This is a genomic window from Rhodovulum steppense, from assembly GCF_004339675.1.
GTDB lineage: Bacteria > Pseudomonadota > Alphaproteobacteria > Rhodobacterales > Rhodobacteraceae > Rhodovulum > Rhodovulum steppense.
This window is the reverse complement of record NZ_SLVM01000005.1, coordinates 117,077-134,863: the sequence shown is the minus strand read 5'-3', so window position 1 is coordinate 134,863 and position 17,787 is coordinate 117,077. Positions and strand designations below refer to the sequence as shown.

Sequence of the window (17,787 nt, the reverse complement as noted above, 5' to 3'; positions counted from 1 at the left end):
GAGGGACCGGCCGGAGGGCCGGGCCCGAGATGAAAGGCGCGCGCCGCAGGCGCTCGGTCTGACAGGCGCTCAGGGCCGGGGTTTGCGGCGCAATGTGGGCGTGGCGGCGGTGGGGTCCTCGGGCCAGGGATGTTTGGGGTAGCGCCCGCGCATGTCCTTGCGGACATCCGAATAGCTGGTCGCCCAGAAGCCCGGCAGGTCGGTCGTGACCTGCACCGGGCGCTGTGCAGGCGACAGCAGCGTGATCCGGAGCGGCAGGCGGTTCGGGCCGATGCTGGGATGGGTCGTGGTGCCGAAGAGTTCCTGAAGCCGCAATTCGATGGAAGGGCTGTCGCCGGAATAGTCGATGGGCACCTGCCGACCGAGCGGGGTTTCGAAATGCGCCGGGGCGAGCCGGTCGAGGCCTTGCTGTTGGTCCCAGCTCAGGCAGGCGCGGAGCGCGGGCAGGAGGTCGAGGCCTCGGAGATCCTCGGCGCTGCGCGCGCCGGAGAGATGGGGCAGGAGCCAGTCGTCGAGACGGTCCATAAGCGTGGAATCCGAGAGGTCGGGCAGGTCCGCGCCCTGCTGGCGGATCAACTCGACCCGGGCCTGGAAGCGGCGGGCGGAATCGGTCCAGGGCAGCCCCAGCGCCCGGATGCCGTCGAGCGCGGCGCGGGCCATGGCCTCGGGCGGCGCGTCGGGCCAGGGGCGGTCGTCGAGGACAAGCGCGCCGAAGCGTTCCTGGCGGCGCGCGATCACCCGGTTTTCGCGGCCTGACCAGTGGCATATCTCGTGCCACGCGATGGCGGGGCCATGGGTGGCGCGCAGCTCGGCCTCGGTCAGCGGGGCGGCGAGGCGGATGCGGGCCTCGCGCGTGTCGCCGTCGAGATCGAGCGCGACGATCAGGCGCTGGCCCGCCAGCGGGTCGGCCGCGCCCATCACGGCACCCTTGCCGCCCGACAGGATGAAGCGCGGCGTCTCGCCCTTGCGGCGCAGGCCGATGCGGTCGGGATAGGCAAGCGACGCCATCTCGCCCGCTGACATTGGCCGGGGGCTGTCCGGGGCGCGGGCGGCAAGGCGCTTCGTTTCGGCGCGGATGCGGGCGAGCGTTGCGCGGTCGGGCGGGATGGGCGTCTCGGCGCGGTGGTCGGCCAGCGCGCGCAGGCGTAGCGTCAGGTCGGTGCCTGCGCCGCGCAGCGGGTCGCGGTCTTCGAGCAGGGCGGCGAGCGGGGCGGCCTGTTTGCCCGCGATGGCCAGCATGTGGCCGAGCCGGGGATGCAGCGGCAGCGCGGCCAGCGCGCGGCCGTGATCGGTGACGCGGCCCTTGCCGTCGAGCGCGCCGAGGGCGGTGAGCAGCGCGCGCGCCTCGGCCAGAGCGCCGGGATTGGGGGGCGTCAGCAGGGCCAGCGCGCCGGGATCGGCCGTGCCCCAGAGCGCGAGGTCGAGCGCGAGCCCGGTCAGGTCGCCCGCGACGATCTCGGGCGGGGGGAAGGCGGCGAGCGCGCCTTCCTCGCCGCGGGTCCAGAGCCGGTAGCAGCGCCCCGGCGCCACCCGCCCGGCGCGGCCGCGGCGCTGGTCGGCCTCGGCGCGGGTGACGCGTTCGGTCACCAGCCGGGCCATGCCCGAATTCGGGTCGAAGCGCGCGCGCCTTGCGCGGCCGGCATCGACGACGACGCGGATATCCTCGATCGTCAGCGAGGTTTCGGCGATGGCGGTGGCCAGCACGATCTTGCGTCCCTCGGGCTCGGGGCGGATCGCGGCGCGTTGCTCGGCGAAGGGCAGGGCGCCGTAGAGCGGGCGGATATGGCAATCGGGCGGCAGGCGGGGGGCAAGGGCTGCGGCGCAGCGGCGGATTTCCCCCTCGCCGGGCAGGAAGACGAGGAGGCCGCCCTGGGTTTCGGCCAGCGCCTGGGCGACCAGATCGGCCGTGGCCTCGGGCAGGCGGGCGCCTTTGGGCAGGGGGCGGTCGAGCCAGAAGGTCTCGACCGGGAAGGCGCGGCCTTCGGAACTGACCAGCGGGGCGTCGTCCAGAAGGGCGGCCACCGGGGCGGCGTCCAGCGTGGCCGACATCACCAGCAGGATCAGGTCCTCGCGCAGGGCGCCGCGCACCTCCCAGGCCAGTGCAAGGCCCAGATCGGCGGCAAGGGATCGTTCGTGGAACTCGTCGAAGATGACCGCGCCGATGCCGTCGAGCCCCGGATCGGACTGGATCATCCGGGTCAGGATGCCTTCGGTCACGACCTCGATGCGGGTTCTGCGCCCGACCTTGGCCTCGCCCCGGATGCGGTAGCCGACCGTTTCGCCGACATCCTCGCCCAGCGTCTCGGCCATGCGCTCGGCAGCGGCGCGGGCGGCCAGCCGTCTTGGTTCCAGCATCACGATGCGGCCCCCCGTCAGGCCCGCCTGCAATAGCGCCAGCGGCACCCGCGTCGTCTTGCCCGCACCCGGGGGGGCTTGCAACACGGCGCGGCCGGCGCGGGCAAGGGCCGCGATCAGGTCGGGCAGGGCGGCGTCTATGGGCAGGGGCGTCATGGCCGTGGGTTATGGGCGAAACCGCCCCGCTTCGCCAGAGGGGGGGCCAGAGGGGTGGACAGCCCGCCGCACACGCGGCAAGAGAAGGACCGCGCAGCAGCGGAGCCGCCCATGGATATCGAGGATTTTGCCACCCGCATCCGCGCCGGCGAACGCCGGGCGCTGGCGCGTGCGATCACCCTGATCGAAAGCGGGCGGGCCGATCACCGGGCCGCCGCGCGGGCCCTGCTGGACCTGTTGGCCGATGCGCCGGGGCAGGCGCTGCGCATCGGGCTGTCGGGCACGCCGGGGGTGGGCAAGTCCACCTTTGTCGAGAGCTTCGGCATGATGCTGACCGGGCAGGGGCACAAGGTCGCGGTGCTGGCGGTGGACCCGTCTTCCGCGCGCTCGGGCGGCTCGATCCTGGGCGACAAGACCCGGATGGAACGGCTGAGCCGCAACCCCGATGCCTTCATCCGCCCCTCGCCCAGCCAGTCGGCGCTGGGCGGCGTGGCGCGGCGCACGCGCGAGGCGGTGAGCCTGTGCGAGGCGGCGGGCTTCGACATCGTGCTGATCGAGACGGTGGGCGTGGGCCAGTCCGAAACCATGGTCGCCGAGATGACGGATCTGTTCATCCTGCTGATGGCCCCCGCGGGCGGCGACGAATTGCAGGGCGTCAAGCGCGGCATCATGGAAATGGCCGACCTGATCCTGGTGAACAAGGCCGATGGCGATCTGAAACCGGCGGCCGAACGCACGCGGTCCGATTACGCGGGCGCGTTGCGGCTGTTGCGCCGCCGCCCGCAGGATCCGCCCGATTTCCCCAAGGCGATCTGCGTCTCGGCATTGCAGGAGGCGGGGCTGTCGGATGCCTGGGCCGAGATGCAGGCGCTGGCGCAATGGCGGCGCGAAACCGGGCATTTCGAGGCGCGGCGGGCCGAACAGGCGCGCTACTGGTTCGCCGAGGAGGTGCGGCGCGGGCTTCTGGCGCGGCTTGACCACGATCCCGCGATGCGGGCGCGGATGGCGGCGCTGGGCGCGCAGGTGGCGGCGGGCGAGACCAGCGTGGAACGGGCCACCGCCGAGATGCTGACCGCGCTGGGGGCCGCGCCGTGAAGCCCTTTCTGGTGCTGCAACTGCGCCCCGAGACCGAGGCCGCCGATGACGAGTTCGCCGCGATCCTGGCAAAGGGCGGGCTGTCCCCCGATCAGGTGCGGCGCATCCGGCTGGATGCCGAACCGCTGCCCGCGGGGCTGGAGCTGGACGCCTGTTCGGGCGTGATCGTGGGCGGCGGTCCGGGCTGCGTCTCGGACCCGGAGGCGGCGAAATCGCCCGTCGAGCGGCGGATCGAGGCCGCGGTCATGGGGCTGATGCCCGAGATCACCGCCCGCGACATCCCCTATCTGGGCTGCTGCTACGGTATCGGCATCCTCGCCCATCACCTGGGCGCCGAGGTGTCGAAGCGCCGCTATTCCGAACCCGTTGGCGCCACCACCTGCCATCTGACCGAAGAGGGGCGCCTTGATCCGCTGCTGGCGGGCCTGCCTGACAGCTTCCGCGCCTTTGTCGGCCACAAGGAGGCGGTGCAGGCGCTGCCGCCGGGCTGCGTGCATCTGCTGTCCTCTGACCCGTGCCCGTTCCAGATGATCCGCTACGGGGCGAACGTCTATGCCACGCAGTTCCACCCCGAGGCCGACAGCGCGGGGTTCGAGCTGCGCATCCGCATCTACCGCGACCGCGGCTATTTCCCGCCCGAAACCGCCGATGACTTGGTGGCGATGTGCCGGGCCGAGGATGTGCGCCTGCCCGAAACGATCCTCAGGCGCTTCGTGGCGCGCTATGCATGCGATTGACCCGTATGCCCCATGAATCGCTTGACGCCCCCCGGGATTGCCCGTAATGCACCGCGACGGAATTCGCGGCGCTGCCCCTGCGGCGCCCCCTGCTATTCGAGACGAGGAAGAACCCCATGTCGCGCGTCTGCGAACTGACCGGTAAAGGGCCGATGGTCGGCAACAATGTCAGCCACGCCAACAACAAGACCAAGCGGCGCTTCCTGCCGAACCTGAACGATGTCACGCTTCTGTCGGATGCGCTGGGCCGCTCGTTCAAGCTGCGCATCTCGGCGGCTGCGCTGCGTTCGGTCGATCACCGCGGCGGGCTGGACGCCTTCCTCGCCAAGGCGCGCGAGGACGAACTGTCCAGCAAGGCGCTGAAGATCAAGAAGGATATCGAGAAGGCCCAGGCCACCGCCTGACGCGCCCCCCGATCCTGCCTGCCGGCCCCGCGCAACCCGCGGGGCCGTTTGCATTGGCGCGGCACCCTCGACAAGCGCCCCCCGCCCGGTATAGCTGACGCAACCCGCCGGCGCGGCGGCACATGACAGGGGAGGGACGCATGAAACTGTTGAGGGTGGGCCCCGCGGGCCAGGAGAAACCGGCGATCCTAGATGCCGGGGGCGGGATGCGCGACCTTTCGGGCCGCGTCCCCGATTTCGCCGGGCCGGGCGTGTCGCTCGAGGCGCTCGAGGCGATCCGCGCGCTTGATCCGGCCACGCTGCCGCTGATCGCACCGGGCGCCCGGATCGGCCCCTGCCTTGCCGCGGTGCCGAATTTCCACGCGATCGGGCTGAACTACGCCAGACACGCCGCAGAAACCGGCTCGAAACCGCCGGCCGAGCCGATCCTGTTCACCAAGGCCAGTTCCTGCCTGTCCGGCCCCTTCGATCCGGTCGTGATCCCGAAGGGCTCGGAAAAGACCGACTGGGAGGTGGAACTGGGCGTGGTGATCGGGCGTGCGGCTGAGAATGTCTCCGAAGCCGACGCGCTGGCCCATGTGGCGGGCTATTGCGTGGTCAATGACGTGTCGGAACGCGCCTTCCAGCTTGAGCGCGGCGGCCAGTGGATCAAGGGCAAGTCTGCCCCCACCTTCGGCCCCATCGGCCCCTGGCTGGTGAGCGCCGACGAGGTGCCCGATCCCCAGGCGCTGGCGCTCTCGCTCGATCTGAACGGGGAACGGGTGCAGGACAGCGACACCTCGGACATGATCTTTTCGGTGCGCCAGATCATCAGCTACATGAGCCGCTTCATGCGGCTGCTGCCGGGTGACCTGATCGCCACCGGCACGCCTGCGGGCGTGGGCATGGGAATGAAGCCGCCGCGCTTCCTGCGCCCCGGCGACGTGATGGAACTGCGCGTCGAGGGGCTGGGCCAGCAGCGCCAGCAGGCGGTCGCCGCCCCCTGACCTGTTCTTCTTCTGGCCGGAAATATCCCGGGGGGAGTCCGCAAGGACGGGGGGCAGCGCCCCCAGCCCGCTCAGACGAAGCGCACCGACCGGGCCAGCGGCAGGCTGCGCAGGCGCTGGCCCGTCGCGGCGAAGATCGCGTTCGCCAGGGCTGGGGCCGCGGGCGGCACGGGGGGCTCGCCGATCCCGCGCACCGGCCCGCCGCTGCCCAGCGCCTGCACGACGATCTCGGGGCATTCGTCGATCCGCATCGCGCGGTAGCTGTCGAAATTCGCCTGCTCGACCCGGCCCTCGGCATGGGTCAGCTCGCCCCAGATCGCGTGGCCAAGCCCCCAGATCACGCCGCCCTGGATCTGGTTCTCGATATTCACCGGGTCCAGCACCCGGCCCACCTCGGCCACGGCAAGGACCCGGTCGATGCGGATGCCCTCCGCGGTCGCGGTCACCTCGACCACCTCGGCGCAGGGCACGCCGAAGGACAGGCAGAAGGCCAGCCCCCGTCCGCGCCCCGGCCCCGGATCTGTGCCCCATCCCGATAGCTGGCCCACCGCCTCCAGCACCCGGGCGGAGGGCGCGTGGGTGCAAAGCCGCAGCCGTTCGGCCAGCGGATCGGCGCCCGCCGCGTGGATCAGCTCGTCCATCAGGCTTTCATGGAAGAAGGCATTGGCCGAGGCCCCGACCGAGCGCCAGGAACTGACCGGCACCGTTTCGGGCGCGCGATGGCCCGTCACGCGACAGGACGGGATCGCGAAGGGCTGGTCCCAGGCGCCCGCGACGATGGCGGTGTCGGGGCCCATCGTCGGCACGCCCAGCCGCCCCATCTGCGAGGCCGAGACCGAGGGCGCGGCGATCGCCAGATCGAGCGCCGCGACCTGCCCGCCCTCGACCCGGCCGCGGCCGCGCGCGATGGCGGCCGGGCGGGGGAAATCGCGGGCCATGTCCTCTTCGCGCGACCATGTCAGCCTTACGGGCCGTCCTTCGGCCGCCCAGGCCAGGCGCACCGCCTGGTCGATGAAATCATCCTCCAGCCGGCGGCCGAAACTGCCGCCCATCGGCAGCGCGTAAAGCCCGACCAGATCCTCGTGCAGCCCCGAAAGCCGCTGTGCGGTGTCGATCACGAAGCGCGGGATCTGGGTGCCCGCCCGCAATTCCAGCATGCCGTTGCGGAACCAGGCGAAGGCGGTCATCGGTTCCAGCGGCGCATGGGCGAGGAAGGGCACGCGGTATTCGGCCTCGACATCCGCGCCGCCCGCCAGCGCGGCCTCGACGTCGCCCTCGTTCTTCAAGCGGCTGTCGCGCCGCGTCTCGAACGCGCCCGCGATGCTGTCGAACAGCGCCTCGGTATTCGCGGGCGAGGGTGCGGGACCCCATTCGATCTCGACCTCCTTCGCGGCCTGAAAGGCGCGCCAGGTGTTGTCGGCCAGCACGCCGATGCCGTCGGGGAGGCGCATGACCTTGACCACCCCGCGCATCGACTCGGCCCGGCTGGCATCGACATGCAGCACGCCGCCGCCGCGTGCGGGATTGGTGCGCACCGTGGCAAACAGCATGCCCGGCGCGGTCTGGTCGATGCCGTAGCGCGCGGTTCCGGTCGATTTGGCCACGATGTCGAGCCGCTGCATCGGCTTGCCCAGGATCCGCCAGTCGGACGGGTCCTTGAGCGCGACCTTGCGCGGTTCCAGCAGCCTGCCCGCGGCGGGGGCAAGCTCGACATAGGACAGCCGCGTGCCGTCGGGCGCGATCACGGCGCCCGCCTCGGTGCGCAGCGCGGCCTCGTCCAGGCCCAGCCGCCGGGCGGCGGCGGTGACCAGCATCGCGCGCGCCGTGGCGCCGGCCATGCGCAGCCGGTCATAGGCGTCGGGCACGGTGGTCGAACCGCCGGTGATCTGAAGCGACATCAGCTTGCCGACCATCGCGCCGGTCTCGCGCGCGGTCTCGGCCAGCCAGCCGGTATCGGTTGCGGCGAAAGGCAGCCCCTCGGCCACGATGCGGGCATTGTAATAGGCCGGGGCGGGGATGCCGGGATCGGTGCGCACCGCATCGAGCGGGATATCCAGTTCCTCGGCGAGCAGCGCGGCCTGGATCGAGGTCGCGCCCTGGCCCATCTCGGCGCGCGGGGTGATCAGCGTGACCCCGGTCCGGTCGATCACCACATAGGGCGTCAGCGCCGCCATGCCCGCGGGCAGGTCCTTGGACAGCGGACTCGAATAGGGCTGGCGCAGCGAATAGACGCCCAGCGCAAGGCCCCCCGCCACCGTCGCCGCCCCGATCAGGAAGCCCCGCCGCGCGATCTTGCCCATGCCTGCCATGGCTCAGCCCTCTCGCAGCTTGTCGGCGGCCAGCCGCACCGCCGCGCGGATCCGCGGATAGGTGCCGCAGCGGCAGAGATTGGCGTGGAGCGCGGCGTCGATCTGCGCCGCGTCGGGCTGGGGCGTCTCGGCCAGAAGGGCGGCGGCGGCCATGATCTGGCCCGACTGGCAATAGCCGCATTGCGCGACCTGGGTCTCGATCCAGGCGGCCTGAACGGGATGCGGCGCCTCGGGCGTGCCCAGCCCCTCGATGGTGGTCACGGGGCCATCGACATCGCCCGCCGCGATCTGGCAGGACTGCACCGCGCGCCCGCCCAGATGCACGGTGCAGGCGCCGCATTGGCCGATGCCGCAGCCGTATTTCGTGCCCGTCAGGCCCAGCACATCGCGCAGCACCCAAAGAAGCGGCATCTCGGGTTCGACATCAACCTCGTGCTCGGTTCCGTTTACGGTCAGCCTCATGGCGGCCCGGCCTCCTTCACGGCGAATCCCCTGGCACCCAAGCTAGGGCGCCGGGCGCATCAATCACCCGTTTCGGCCCGGTTTGGCAACGCCATGCGGCCGGGCGGGGCCGTCACGGCTGCGTGGGTTGTGGTCCGGGGCGGCGGCGCTATGCTCGCGCCTGCCCGTGCGGGTGGCCGGGCAGGAGGGGACCGACAGGCATGCAGAAACGGACGATCCAGACCCGGCCGATCGAGGGGCAGAAACCCGGCACATCGGGGCTGCGCAAGAAGACCCGCATCTTCATGGGGCCGCATTACCTGGAGAATTTCGTCCAGGCGGTCTGGAACGCGATCGGCGGAGTGCAGGGCAAGACGCTCGTGCTGGGCGGCGACGGGCGCTATTTCAACGACCGCGCGGCGCAGGTGATCCTGCGCATGGCGGCGGCGGGCGGCGCGGCGCGGGTGATCGTGGGGCAGAACGCGCTGCTGTCCACCCCCGCGGCCTCGAACCTGATCCGCCAGCGCGGGACGGATGGCGGCATCATCCTGTCGGCCAGCCACAATCCCGGCGGCCCGGAGGAGGATTTCGGCGTCAAGTTCAACGGCCCCAATGGCGGCCCCGCGCCCGAAGAACTGGGCGCGCGCATCTTCGCGGCGACCCAGCGGCTGGAGAGCTACGACATCCTGGAGGCGCAGGATGTGGACTTGTCGCAGCTTGGCGCCACGCGGCTGGGCGGAATGGTGGTGGAAATCGTCGACCCGGTTGCCGATTACGCGGCGCTGATGGCGCGGCTGTTCGATTTCGGCGCCATCGCGCGGCTGATCGCGGGCGGCTTCACGATCCGGTTCGACGCGATGCATGCGGTCACGGGGCCTTATGCCAGGGCGATCCTTCAGGACATGCTGGGCGCGCCCGAGGGCAGCGTGGTCAATGCGGTCCCCAGCCCCGATTTCGGCGGCGGGCATCCCGACCCGAACCCGATCTGGGCGAAGGACCTGGTCGACCTGGTGATGGGGCCGGATGCGCCCGATTTCGCCGCAGCATCGGACGGGGATGGCGACCGGAACATGATCCTGGGACGCGGCATCGTGGTCACGCCCTCCGACAGCCTGGCGGTGCTGGCCGCGAATGCGCATCTGGCGCCGGGCTATGCGCGGGGGCTGGCAGGCGTGGCGCGCTCGATGCCGACCTCGGCCGCGGTCGACCGGGTCGCGGCGGCGCGCGGCCTTGCGCTATACGAGACGCCGACGGGGTGGAAATTCTTCGGCAGCCTGCTGGATGCCGGCCGGGTGACGCTGTGCGGCGAGGAAAGTGCCGGGACCGGATCGGACCATGTGCGCGAGAAGGACGGGCTTTGGGCGGTGCTTCTGTGGCTGAACATCCTGGCAGAGACGGGGGCTTCGGTCGCGGACATGCTGCGCGCGCATTGGCGGGAGTTCGGCCGCAACTACTACGCCCGCCACGATTACGAGGCGCTGGATGCGGGGCTTGCCGGGGCGATGCTGGACGATCTGCGCGCCCGCCTGCCCGGGCTTGTCGGGACGCAGGCCGCTGGGCGGCGGATCGTGGCGGCAGACGAGTTCGCCTATGACGATCCCGTCGATGGCAGCCGGTCCGAGGGGCAGGGGCTGCGGATCGGGCTCGAGGGCGGCGCGCGGATCGTCTTTCGGCTGTCGGGCACCGGGACCGAGGGCGCGACGCTGAGGGTCTATCTGGAGGAGTATGTCGACGCGCCCGGGCGGCTGGACCTGCCGGTATCCGAGGTGCTGGCGCCGGTCATCGCCGCCGCCGACGAGATCGCGGGAATCACCGCGCGCACCGGCCGCAGCGGACCCGACGTGGTGAGCTAGCCCTCCCGCCCCCGGCCCGCGCGGGCTGCGCTGCGCGCGCCCGCTTGTCCGGGGTTGGGCGTGGCCGCGCGCTGACGCGCGCGGTGCCTCCGGCGGGGATATTTGAGGCCAGGAGAAGGGTGGGCCGGATCCTGTTCTTCTTCTGGTTTCAAATATCCAATGCCGGTCGCGTCGGGTTGCCGAAGGGGTCGGGGTCGTAGGCCACCGCGGCGAGGAAGAGTCCCGAGGGTGGGCAGACCGGGCCGCAGGCGGCGCGGTCGCGGGCCAGAAGGGCGTCCCGGACCCGTTCGGGCGGCCAGGCGCCTGCGCCGACCCGTTCCAGCGTGCCGACGATGCTGCGCACCTGATTGTGCAGGAAGCTGCGGGCGCGCAGGTGGAAGCGGAATTCCTGTCCGCCGGGGCAGGCCCGTTCCTCGATCTCGAGCGTATCGAGCGTCTTGACCGGCGATTTCGCCTGGCAGAGCGCGGCGCGGAAGGTGGTGAAGTCGTGCTGCCCGATCAGATGCGCTGCCGCCTCCTGCATCGGGGCGCGTTCGAGCGGGTGGGGCACCTGCCAGACCAGTCCGCGCTCATGCGTCATCGGGGCGCGGCGGGCGACGAGGCGAAAGAGGTAGCGCCGTTCGAGGGCCGAGAAGCGGGCGTGGAAATCATCGCCCACCCGCGCGCAATCCACCACGGCAACGGGGGCGGGCCGCAGGTGGTAGTTCAGCGCCTGCGCCAGCCGGAACGGATCCCAGTCCTTGCGCAACTCGCAATGGGCGACCTGGCCCAGCGCATGCACGCCGGCATCGGTGCGCCCGGCGGCGGCGATGGCGGGCAGGCCGGGTTCGAGCCGGGCGAGCGCCGCCTCGATGGCGCCTTGCACCGAGGGGCGGTCGGCCTGGCGTTGCCAGCCGGAAAACGGCGTGCCGTCATATTCGATCTTCAGCGCGTAGCGGGGCATGGGCCGGTCGTTACCGCGACAATCCTTCCCTGGCAATCGCCTATCCCGGGGCTGGCGCGGGCGCGGCGCCGGGCTTACCTTGGCCGGAGCCGTGAAAGGAGCAAGCTTGCGCATTGGCGATATTGCCGACGGGGTGACGCGCGGGGTGGAAGGGATTGCCGCCTCGGTGTCCGAGTCCTTCCTGGAGCCGGTGGTCCGGCTGGGCGTGACGGGATTGTCACGGGCCGGAAAGACCGTCTTCATCACCTCGCTGGTGGCCAATCTGATGGATCGCGGGCGGATGCCGCAATTGCGCGCCGCCGCCTCGGGGGCGATCACCGCGGCCCATCTGCGACCCCAGCCCGACAATACCGTGCCGCGTTTCGACTACGAGACGCATCTGGCCGCGCTGACCGGGACGGCGCCGCACTGGCCCGACTCGACCCGCGCGGTGTCCGAGTTGCGGCTGTCGCTCAAGGTGCGGCCGGGCGGGCTGGGGCGGCTTCTGGGCAGCGTGACGGGGCCGCGCACGGTGCATGTGGACATCGTCGATTATCCCGGCGAGTGGCTTCTGGATCTGGCGCTGCTCGACAAGGGCTATGCCGACTGGTCGCGCGAGACGCTGGAGCGGATGCAGATGCGGCCCGGCGGGGCGGGGTTCCTGTCGGCGCTGGGCGGGGTCGATCCGGCGGCCAAGCTGGACGAGCCGGTGGCCCAGGGCCTGGCCGGGGCGTTCACCGCCTATCTTCAGGCCGCGCGCGAGGCGGGGTTTTCCGATTGCACGCCGGGCCGCTTCCTGTTGCCGGGCGAGTTGGCGGGCTCGCCCGTGCTGACCTTTGCGCCTCTGCCCGAGCCCGCGGCCGCAACGCCGCGCGGCAGCCTCTGGCGCGAGATGGAGCGCCGCTTCGGCGCCTACAAGGCCGAAGTGGTCAAGCCCTTCTTCCGCGAGCATTTCTCGCGGATCGACCGGCAGGTGGTGCTGGTCGATGCGCTGGGTGCGATCCATGCAGGTCCCCGCGCGGTCGAGGATCTGCGCCGCGCGATGACCGAGATCCTGGGCGCGTTCCGGCCCGGGCGCAATGCCTGGCTGAGCCAGTTGCTGCTGGGACGGCGGGTCGAGAAGATCCTGTTCGCCGCGACCAAGGCCGATCATCTGCACCACACCCAGCATCCCCGGCTGACCGCGATCATGCAGGCCCTGATGCGCGACGCCCGCCGCCGCGCCGATTTCGCGGGTGCCGAGACCGCCGCCATGGCGATCGCCGCGCTGCGCGCCACGGTGGAGGAGACCCGCACCCGTGGCGGCGAAAGCTATGACTGCGTGCGCGGGACCTTGCTGGACACCGGCCGCGAGGCGGCGCTTTATCCCGGCGAGTTGCCCGAGGATCCGGGTATCCTGCTGGAGGCGGCGCGGGACGGGGCCGAGGCGTGGCTGGACGCCGAATACGAGGTGATGCGCTTTGCGCCCGCGCGGCTGACCTTGCGCCCGGGCGAGGGGCCGCCCCATATCCGGCTGGACAAGGCGGCCGAGTTCCTGCTGGGGGATCGGCTGAGATGACCCGCCGCCCGGTGCTTTTCGACCTCGACGGCGAGGACGACAAGCCCGGCGCGGGGCCAGACAGGCAGCGCGATCAGGCCGCGGCAGCGGAGCGGGCCGAGCGGGAGCGGGCGGAGGCCGAGAGGCTGGAGCGGGAGGACGCCGAGCGGGACCGGCTGGAGCGTGTGCGGTTGGATCGGGAGCGGCGCGAGCGCGAGCGGATCGAGCAGGAACGGGAACGGGCCGAAGCCGAGCGGCAGGAGCGCGCCCGGGTGGAGGCCGAAAGGGCGGAACGCGAGCGCGTCGAGCGCGAGAAGGCCGATCTGGCGCGAGAACTGGTCGAGCGGGCGCGTGCGGAGGCCGAGCGGTTGGAACGTGAGCGCGTCGAGCGCGAACGGGCCGACGCCGAAAGGGCCGAGCGAGAGCGGGCTGCGGCCGAGAGGGCGGACAGCGAGCGGGCCGAGCGCGAACAGGCCGAGCGGATGCGTGCGGAAGCAGAACGGTTGGAACGTGAGCGCGTCGAGCGCGAACAGGTCGAGCGGGAACGGACAGAGGCCGAAAGGGCCGAACGCGAGCGGGTCGAGCGGGAACGGGCAGAGGCCGAGCGGCTGGAACGCGCGCGGGTTGAACAGGAACGGCAGGAGCGGGAACGTTTGGAACAGGAGCGGGAGCGGGACGCAAGGTTAAGCGCGGCGGGCCGTGAGGTCCGCAGGGCCAGGGCGCCGCTTCTGTTCGAGGCGGACGCGGCCGAGGCGCCTGTCTCGCCTGCCTCCGCGCCGCCGGTGCCGGAGCCCGATGCGTTGCCCGAGGGGCGTGCGATGCAGGCGGTGGTGGCGCTGGCCGCGCGGCCGCCCTCGCGGCTGGGGCGGTTCTTCTGGGCCTCGCTCTCGGCGCTGATCGGCTTTGCCGTCTCGCTGGCGGCATGGGATTTCGTGACCGGGCTGGTCGCGCGCAACCCGGTTCTGGGCGGGATTGCCGTGCTGCTGGCGGGCAGCGTGCTGCTGGCGCTGCTGCTGATCGGGCTGCGCGAGCTGGCGGCGTTCTCGCGGCTGGCGCGGCTTGACCGGCTGCATGCCGAGACCGAGGCGGCGCTGGCGGCGCATGATCTGGGGGCCGCGCGGGCGGTGCTGGACAGGCTGATGGCGCTTTATGCCCGCCGCGAGGATACGAGTTGGGGCCGCGAGCGGCTGACGGAGCGGCGCGACGATATCCTGGATGCCGACGGGCTGCTGGGGCTGGCCGAGCGCGAGTTGCTGGCCCCGCTCGACGCCGCCGCGACGCGCGAGATCGAGGCCGCCTCCCGCACCGTGGCCGCGGTGACGGCCATCGTGCCGCTGGCGCTGGCCGATGTCGCGACGGCGATGGTGGCGAATCTGCGCATGATCCGGCGGATTGCCGAGATCTATGGCGGGCGCGGCGGGGTTCTGGGCTCGATCCGGCTGGGTCGCGCGGTGATGACGCATCTGGTGGCCACGGGGGCGGTGGCGGTGGGCGATGACATGCTGGGCTCGATTGCGGGCGGCGGCATGCTGTCGCGCGTCTCGCGCCGGTTCGGCGAGGGCGTGGTGAACGGCGCACTGACCGCCCGGGTCGGCGTCGCCGCGATGGAGGTCTGTCGCCCGCTGCCCTTCCGCGAGCTCAAGCGCCCCTCGGTCGGGGCGCTGGTCAAGCGCGCGCTGACCGGGCTGTTCTCGAAATCCGACGCCTGAGCCGCCCTTTACGGCCCGGCGCGCGCGGCCTATAAGCCCGCCCATGTCGTCCGGCCGCATGCGCATCATTCGAATTAGCCGCCCGGCGCTCTGATCCAGGGCGGCCGGGACAAGGCGCTTGACCCGTCGCGCCGAACCTTCAACAGATCGCATGACCCGTTTTCCGAGGACCGCCCCCATGTGCGCCGACACGCCCGACTATCGCGATACCGTCTTCCTGCCCGAAACCGATTTCCCGATGCGCGCGGGCCTGCCCGAGCGCGAACCCGCCTGGCTGGAGCGCTGGGCGCGGCTCGGGGTCTATGACCGGCTGCGGGAACGGACGGGGCGGGCGCCCTTCATCCTGCATGACGGCCCGCCTTACGCCAACGGGCATCTGCATATCGGCCACGCGCTGAACAAGATCCTCAAGGATTTCATCGTGCGGTCCCAGCAGATGATGGGCAAGGATGCGCGCTATGTGCCGGGCTGGGACTGTCACGGGCTGCCGATCGAGTGGAAGATCGAGGAACAGTACCGCGCCAGGGGGCTGGACAAGGACGCGGTGGACGTTGTCGCCTTCCGCCAGGAATGCCGCAAATTCGCCGAAGGCTGGATCGAGATCCAGCGCGAGGAATTCAAGCGCCTCGGCATCACCGGCAACTGGGCCGATCCCTACCTGACGATGGATTTCCACGCCGAGGCCGTGATCGCGCAGGAATTCATGACATTCCTGATGAACGGGTCGCTTTACCAGGGCTCCAAGCCGGTGATGTGGTCGCCGGTGGAAAAGACCGCGCTGGCCGAGGCCGAGGTGGAATATCACGACCACCAGAGCCACACGATCTGGGTGAGGTTTCCGGTGGTTAACCTGCCGACATTCGATGATTTTCGAAAGTCTTTTGAAGCCCGTCAGATGTGGCTTCGGGCGCATGAGGAAGAGCTAGACATCGGGAGTGAAAGGTCTCGGGTCGAACAGATGCGACAGCTGGAGGGTGCCTCTGTCCTAATCTGGACCACCACTCCATGGACCATCCCGCAGAACCGCGCGGTCTGCTTCGGTTCGGACATCGCCTATGGCCTCTACCGCGTGACCGAGGCGGCCGAGGGCAGCACGGCCAAGACCGGTGAAACCGTGATCCTCGCCGATGCGCTGGCCGAAAGCGTGGCGAATGCCGCGAAGGGCGCCAAGCTGGAGCGGTTGCGCGACGTGACCGCCGATGAACTCGGCGCGCTGACGCTGGCCCACCCCTTCCGCGGCATCGAGGGCGGGCAGGGCGAGTGGGATTTCGACGTGCCGATGCTGCCGGGCGATCACGTCACCGATGACGCGGGCACGGGCTTTGTCCATACCGCGCCCAGCCATGGCGATGACGACTACCAGATCGGCCTGAAATACAACCTGCCGATGACCTATAACGTGCTGGAAGACGGCTCGTTCCGGCCCGATCTGCCGATCTTCGGCGGGCAGGCGATCCTGACGCCCGAGGGCAAGGAAGGCCCGGCGAATGTCTCGGTCATCAAGCAACTGGCCTATGCCGGGGCGCTGCTGGCCAAGGGCAAGCTGAAACACAGCTATCCGCATAGCTGGCGCTCCAAGGCGCCGTTGATCTACCGCAACACGCCGCAATGGTTCGCCGCCGTCGACCACAGGCTGGACGATGGCATGGGCAGCTATGGCGAGACGATCCGCCAACGCGCGCTGACCTCGATCGACCAACTGGTCAAATGGACCCCGCAGACCGGGCGCAATCGCCTCTATTCCATGATCGAGGCCCGCCCCGACTGGGTGCTGTCGCGCCAGCGCGCCTGGGGGGTGCCGCTGACCTGTTTCGTCAAGCGCGGCGCGAAACCCACCGATCCCGATTTCCTGCTGCGCGACCCGGCCGTCAATGCGCACATCGTGGCGGCCTTCGAGGCCGAAGGGGCGGATGCCTGGTATGCCGAGGGGGCGAAGGCGCGGTTCCTTGGACAGGACCATGACCCCGAGGCGTACGATCAGGTCATGGACGTGCTGGATGTGTGGTTCGATTCAGGCTCGACCCATGCCTTCGTGCTGCGCGACCGGGCGGACGGGGCGGCGGACGGGATTGCGGATCTGTACCTTGAGGGCACGGACCAGCATCGCGGCTGGTTCCATTCCTCGATGCTTCAGGCCTGCGGCACCATCGGGCGGGCGCCCTATCGCGGCGTGCTGACCCATGGCTTCACGCTGGACGAGAAGGGCAACAAGATGTCCAAATCGCTCGGCAATACCGTCGCGCCCGAGGATGTCATCAAGCAATATGGCGCGGATATCCTGCGGCTCTGGGTGGCGCAGTCGGATTATTCGGTGGACCTGCGCATCGGGCCCGAGATCCTGAAGGGCGTGGCCGACAGCTACCGGCGGCTGCGCAACACGCTGCGCTTCATGCTGGGCAATCTGGCCGGGTTCTCGGAGGCCGAACGGGTCGCGCCAGAGGACATGCCCGAGCTGGAACGCTGGGTGCTGCACCGTCTGGCCGAGCTCGACCAGCGGGTGCGGCAGGGTTATGACAGCTATGATTTCCAGGGCGTGTTCCAGGCGCTGTTCAACTTCTGCACCGTGGATCTGTCGGCCTTCTATTTCGACATCCGCAAGGACGCGCTGTATTGCGATGCGCCCGACAGCATGCGCCGCCGCGCCGCGCGCAGTGTGCTGGATCTGCTGTTCCACCGGCTGACCACCTGGCTGGCGCCGATCCTCGTCTTCACGATGGAGGATGTGTGGCTTGCGCGCTTCCCGGACGAGGACGGATCGGTGCATCTGGAGGACATCCCGGAAACGCCCGCCGCCTGGCGCGACGAGGCGCTGGCGGGGAAATGGGCAGGGGTGCGGCAGGCGCGGCGCGTGGTGACGGCGGCTTTGGAGATCCAGCGCAGGGACAAGGTGATCGGCGCGAGCCTGGAGGCCGCGCCGGTGGTGCATGTCGAGGACGCCGCCGTGCTGGGTGCGCTGAAGACGGTCGATTTCGCCGATCTCTGCATCACCTCGGACATCCTGCTGACCGCCGATCCCAGCCCGAACGAGGCCTTCCGCCTGCCCGAAGTGCCGGGCGTGGGCGTGGTCTTCGAGAAGGCCGAGGGCGAGAAATGCCAGCGCTGCTGGAAGATCCTGCCCGATGTGGGGGGGCATGCCCATCGGGGGACCTGCGCGCGCTGCAACGCGGCGTTGGGCGGTTAGGGGGCACTCCCGCCCCCGGGCCGCGCGGCGCTTGCGCGCCGACCGCCCGGGGTTGGGCCGGGCCGCGCGCGTGCCGCGCGCGGCGCCTCCGGCGGGGATATT

At 70.8% G+C, this 17,787-nt stretch carries 12 protein-coding genes; 8 read left to right on the top strand and 4 right to left on the bottom strand.

All coding sequences use genetic code 11. The features are described from left to right. Window positions 1-69: 69 nt before the first annotated feature. Window positions 70-2,511 carry an ATP-dependent helicase HrpB gene (gene hrpB / locus EV216_RS04875; RefSeq protein ID WP_132693945.1) on the bottom strand — a complete coding sequence of 814 codons (2,442 nt, stop codon included), beginning with the start codon at window positions 2,509-2,511 and terminating at the stop codon, window positions 70-72. 111 nt (window positions 2,512-2,622) lie between these two features. Between hrpB and meaB the strand changes: the two genes are divergently transcribed. The 4 genes from meaB (at window position 2,623) to EV216_RS04855 (ending at window position 5,733) form a co-directional block, all read left to right on the top strand. Continuing rightward, entirely contained in the window at window positions 2,623-3,606 is a 984-nt protein-coding gene (gene meaB / locus EV216_RS04870; RefSeq protein WP_132693944.1) for a methylmalonyl Co-A mutase-associated GTPase MeaB, read from the top strand. Then, on the top strand, window positions 3,603-4,343 hold the full coding sequence (locus EV216_RS04865) for a glutamine amidotransferase (protein ID WP_132693943.1): 741 nt from the start codon (window positions 3,603-3,605) through the stop codon (window positions 4,341-4,343). The genes meaB and EV216_RS04865 overlap by 4 nt, the downstream gene beginning before the upstream one ends. 116 nt (window positions 4,344-4,459) lie before the next feature. Beyond that, complete coding sequence (gene rpmB / locus EV216_RS04860) at window positions 4,460-4,747, top strand: 50S ribosomal protein L28 (RefSeq protein ID WP_132693942.1); 288 nt, start codon at window positions 4,460-4,462, stop codon at window positions 4,745-4,747. Between the two features lie 140 nt (window positions 4,748-4,887). Further along, window positions 4,888-5,733 carry a fumarylacetoacetate hydrolase family protein gene (locus tag EV216_RS04855; protein WP_132693941.1) on the top strand — a complete coding sequence of 282 codons (846 nt, stop codon included), beginning with the start codon at window positions 4,888-4,890 and terminating at the stop codon, window positions 5,731-5,733. Between the two features lie 71 nt (window positions 5,734-5,804). Here the strand turns inward: EV216_RS04855 and EV216_RS04850 are convergent, their stop codons facing one another. Together EV216_RS04850 and EV216_RS04845 are read right to left on the bottom strand one after the other, a co-directional pair. After that, window positions 5,805-8,042 carry a xanthine dehydrogenase family protein molybdopterin-binding subunit gene (locus tag EV216_RS04850; RefSeq protein ID WP_132693940.1) on the bottom strand — a complete coding sequence of 746 codons (2,238 nt, stop codon included), beginning with the start codon at window positions 8,040-8,042 and terminating at the stop codon, window positions 5,805-5,807. Window positions 8,043-8,045: 3 nt separating this feature from the next. Then, window positions 8,046-8,504, bottom strand: coding sequence for a (2Fe-2S)-binding protein (locus EV216_RS04845; protein ID WP_132693939.1), 459 nt, complete (start codon window positions 8,502-8,504; stop codon window positions 8,046-8,048). Window positions 8,505-8,704: 200 nt separating this feature from the next. On the opposite strand from EV216_RS04845, the gene EV216_RS04840 reads away from it, so the two are divergent. After that, the gene (locus tag EV216_RS04840; RefSeq protein WP_132693938.1) at window positions 8,705-10,336 is read left to right on the top strand and encodes an alpha-D-glucose phosphate-specific phosphoglucomutase; all 1,632 of its coding nucleotides are present in this window, start codon (window positions 8,705-8,707) and stop codon (window positions 10,334-10,336) included. Window positions 10,337-10,484: 148 nt separating this feature from the next. On the opposite strand, the gene truA is transcribed toward EV216_RS04840, so the two are convergent. After that, window positions 10,485-11,279: a tRNA pseudouridine(38-40) synthase TruA gene (gene truA, locus EV216_RS04835; RefSeq protein ID WP_132693937.1), complete on the bottom strand. Its 795-nt coding sequence runs from the start codon at window positions 11,277-11,279 to the stop codon at window positions 10,485-10,487. Between the two features lie 106 nt (window positions 11,280-11,385). Between truA and EV216_RS04830 the strand changes: the two genes are divergently transcribed. The 3 genes from EV216_RS04830 to ileS all read left to right on the top strand — a co-directional run bounded on the left by EV216_RS04830 (window position 11,386) and on the right by ileS (window position 17,685). Further along, window positions 11,386-12,816, top strand: coding sequence for a YcjX family GTP-binding protein (locus EV216_RS04830; RefSeq protein WP_132693936.1), 1,431 nt, complete (start codon window positions 11,386-11,388; stop codon window positions 12,814-12,816). After that, on the top strand, window positions 12,813-14,504 hold the full coding sequence (locus tag EV216_RS18820) for a YcjF family protein (protein WP_165899151.1): 1,692 nt from the start codon (window positions 12,813-12,815) through the stop codon (window positions 14,502-14,504). Before EV216_RS04830 ends, EV216_RS18820 begins: the two co-directional genes overlap by 4 nt. A 178-nt stretch (window positions 14,505-14,682) precedes the next feature. Beyond that, the gene (gene ileS, locus EV216_RS04820; RefSeq protein WP_132693981.1) at window positions 14,683-17,685 is read left to right on the top strand and encodes an isoleucine--tRNA ligase; all 3,003 of its coding nucleotides are present in this window, start codon (window positions 14,683-14,685) and stop codon (window positions 17,683-17,685) included. The last annotated feature ends 102 nt before the right edge of the window (window positions 17,686-17,787 follow it).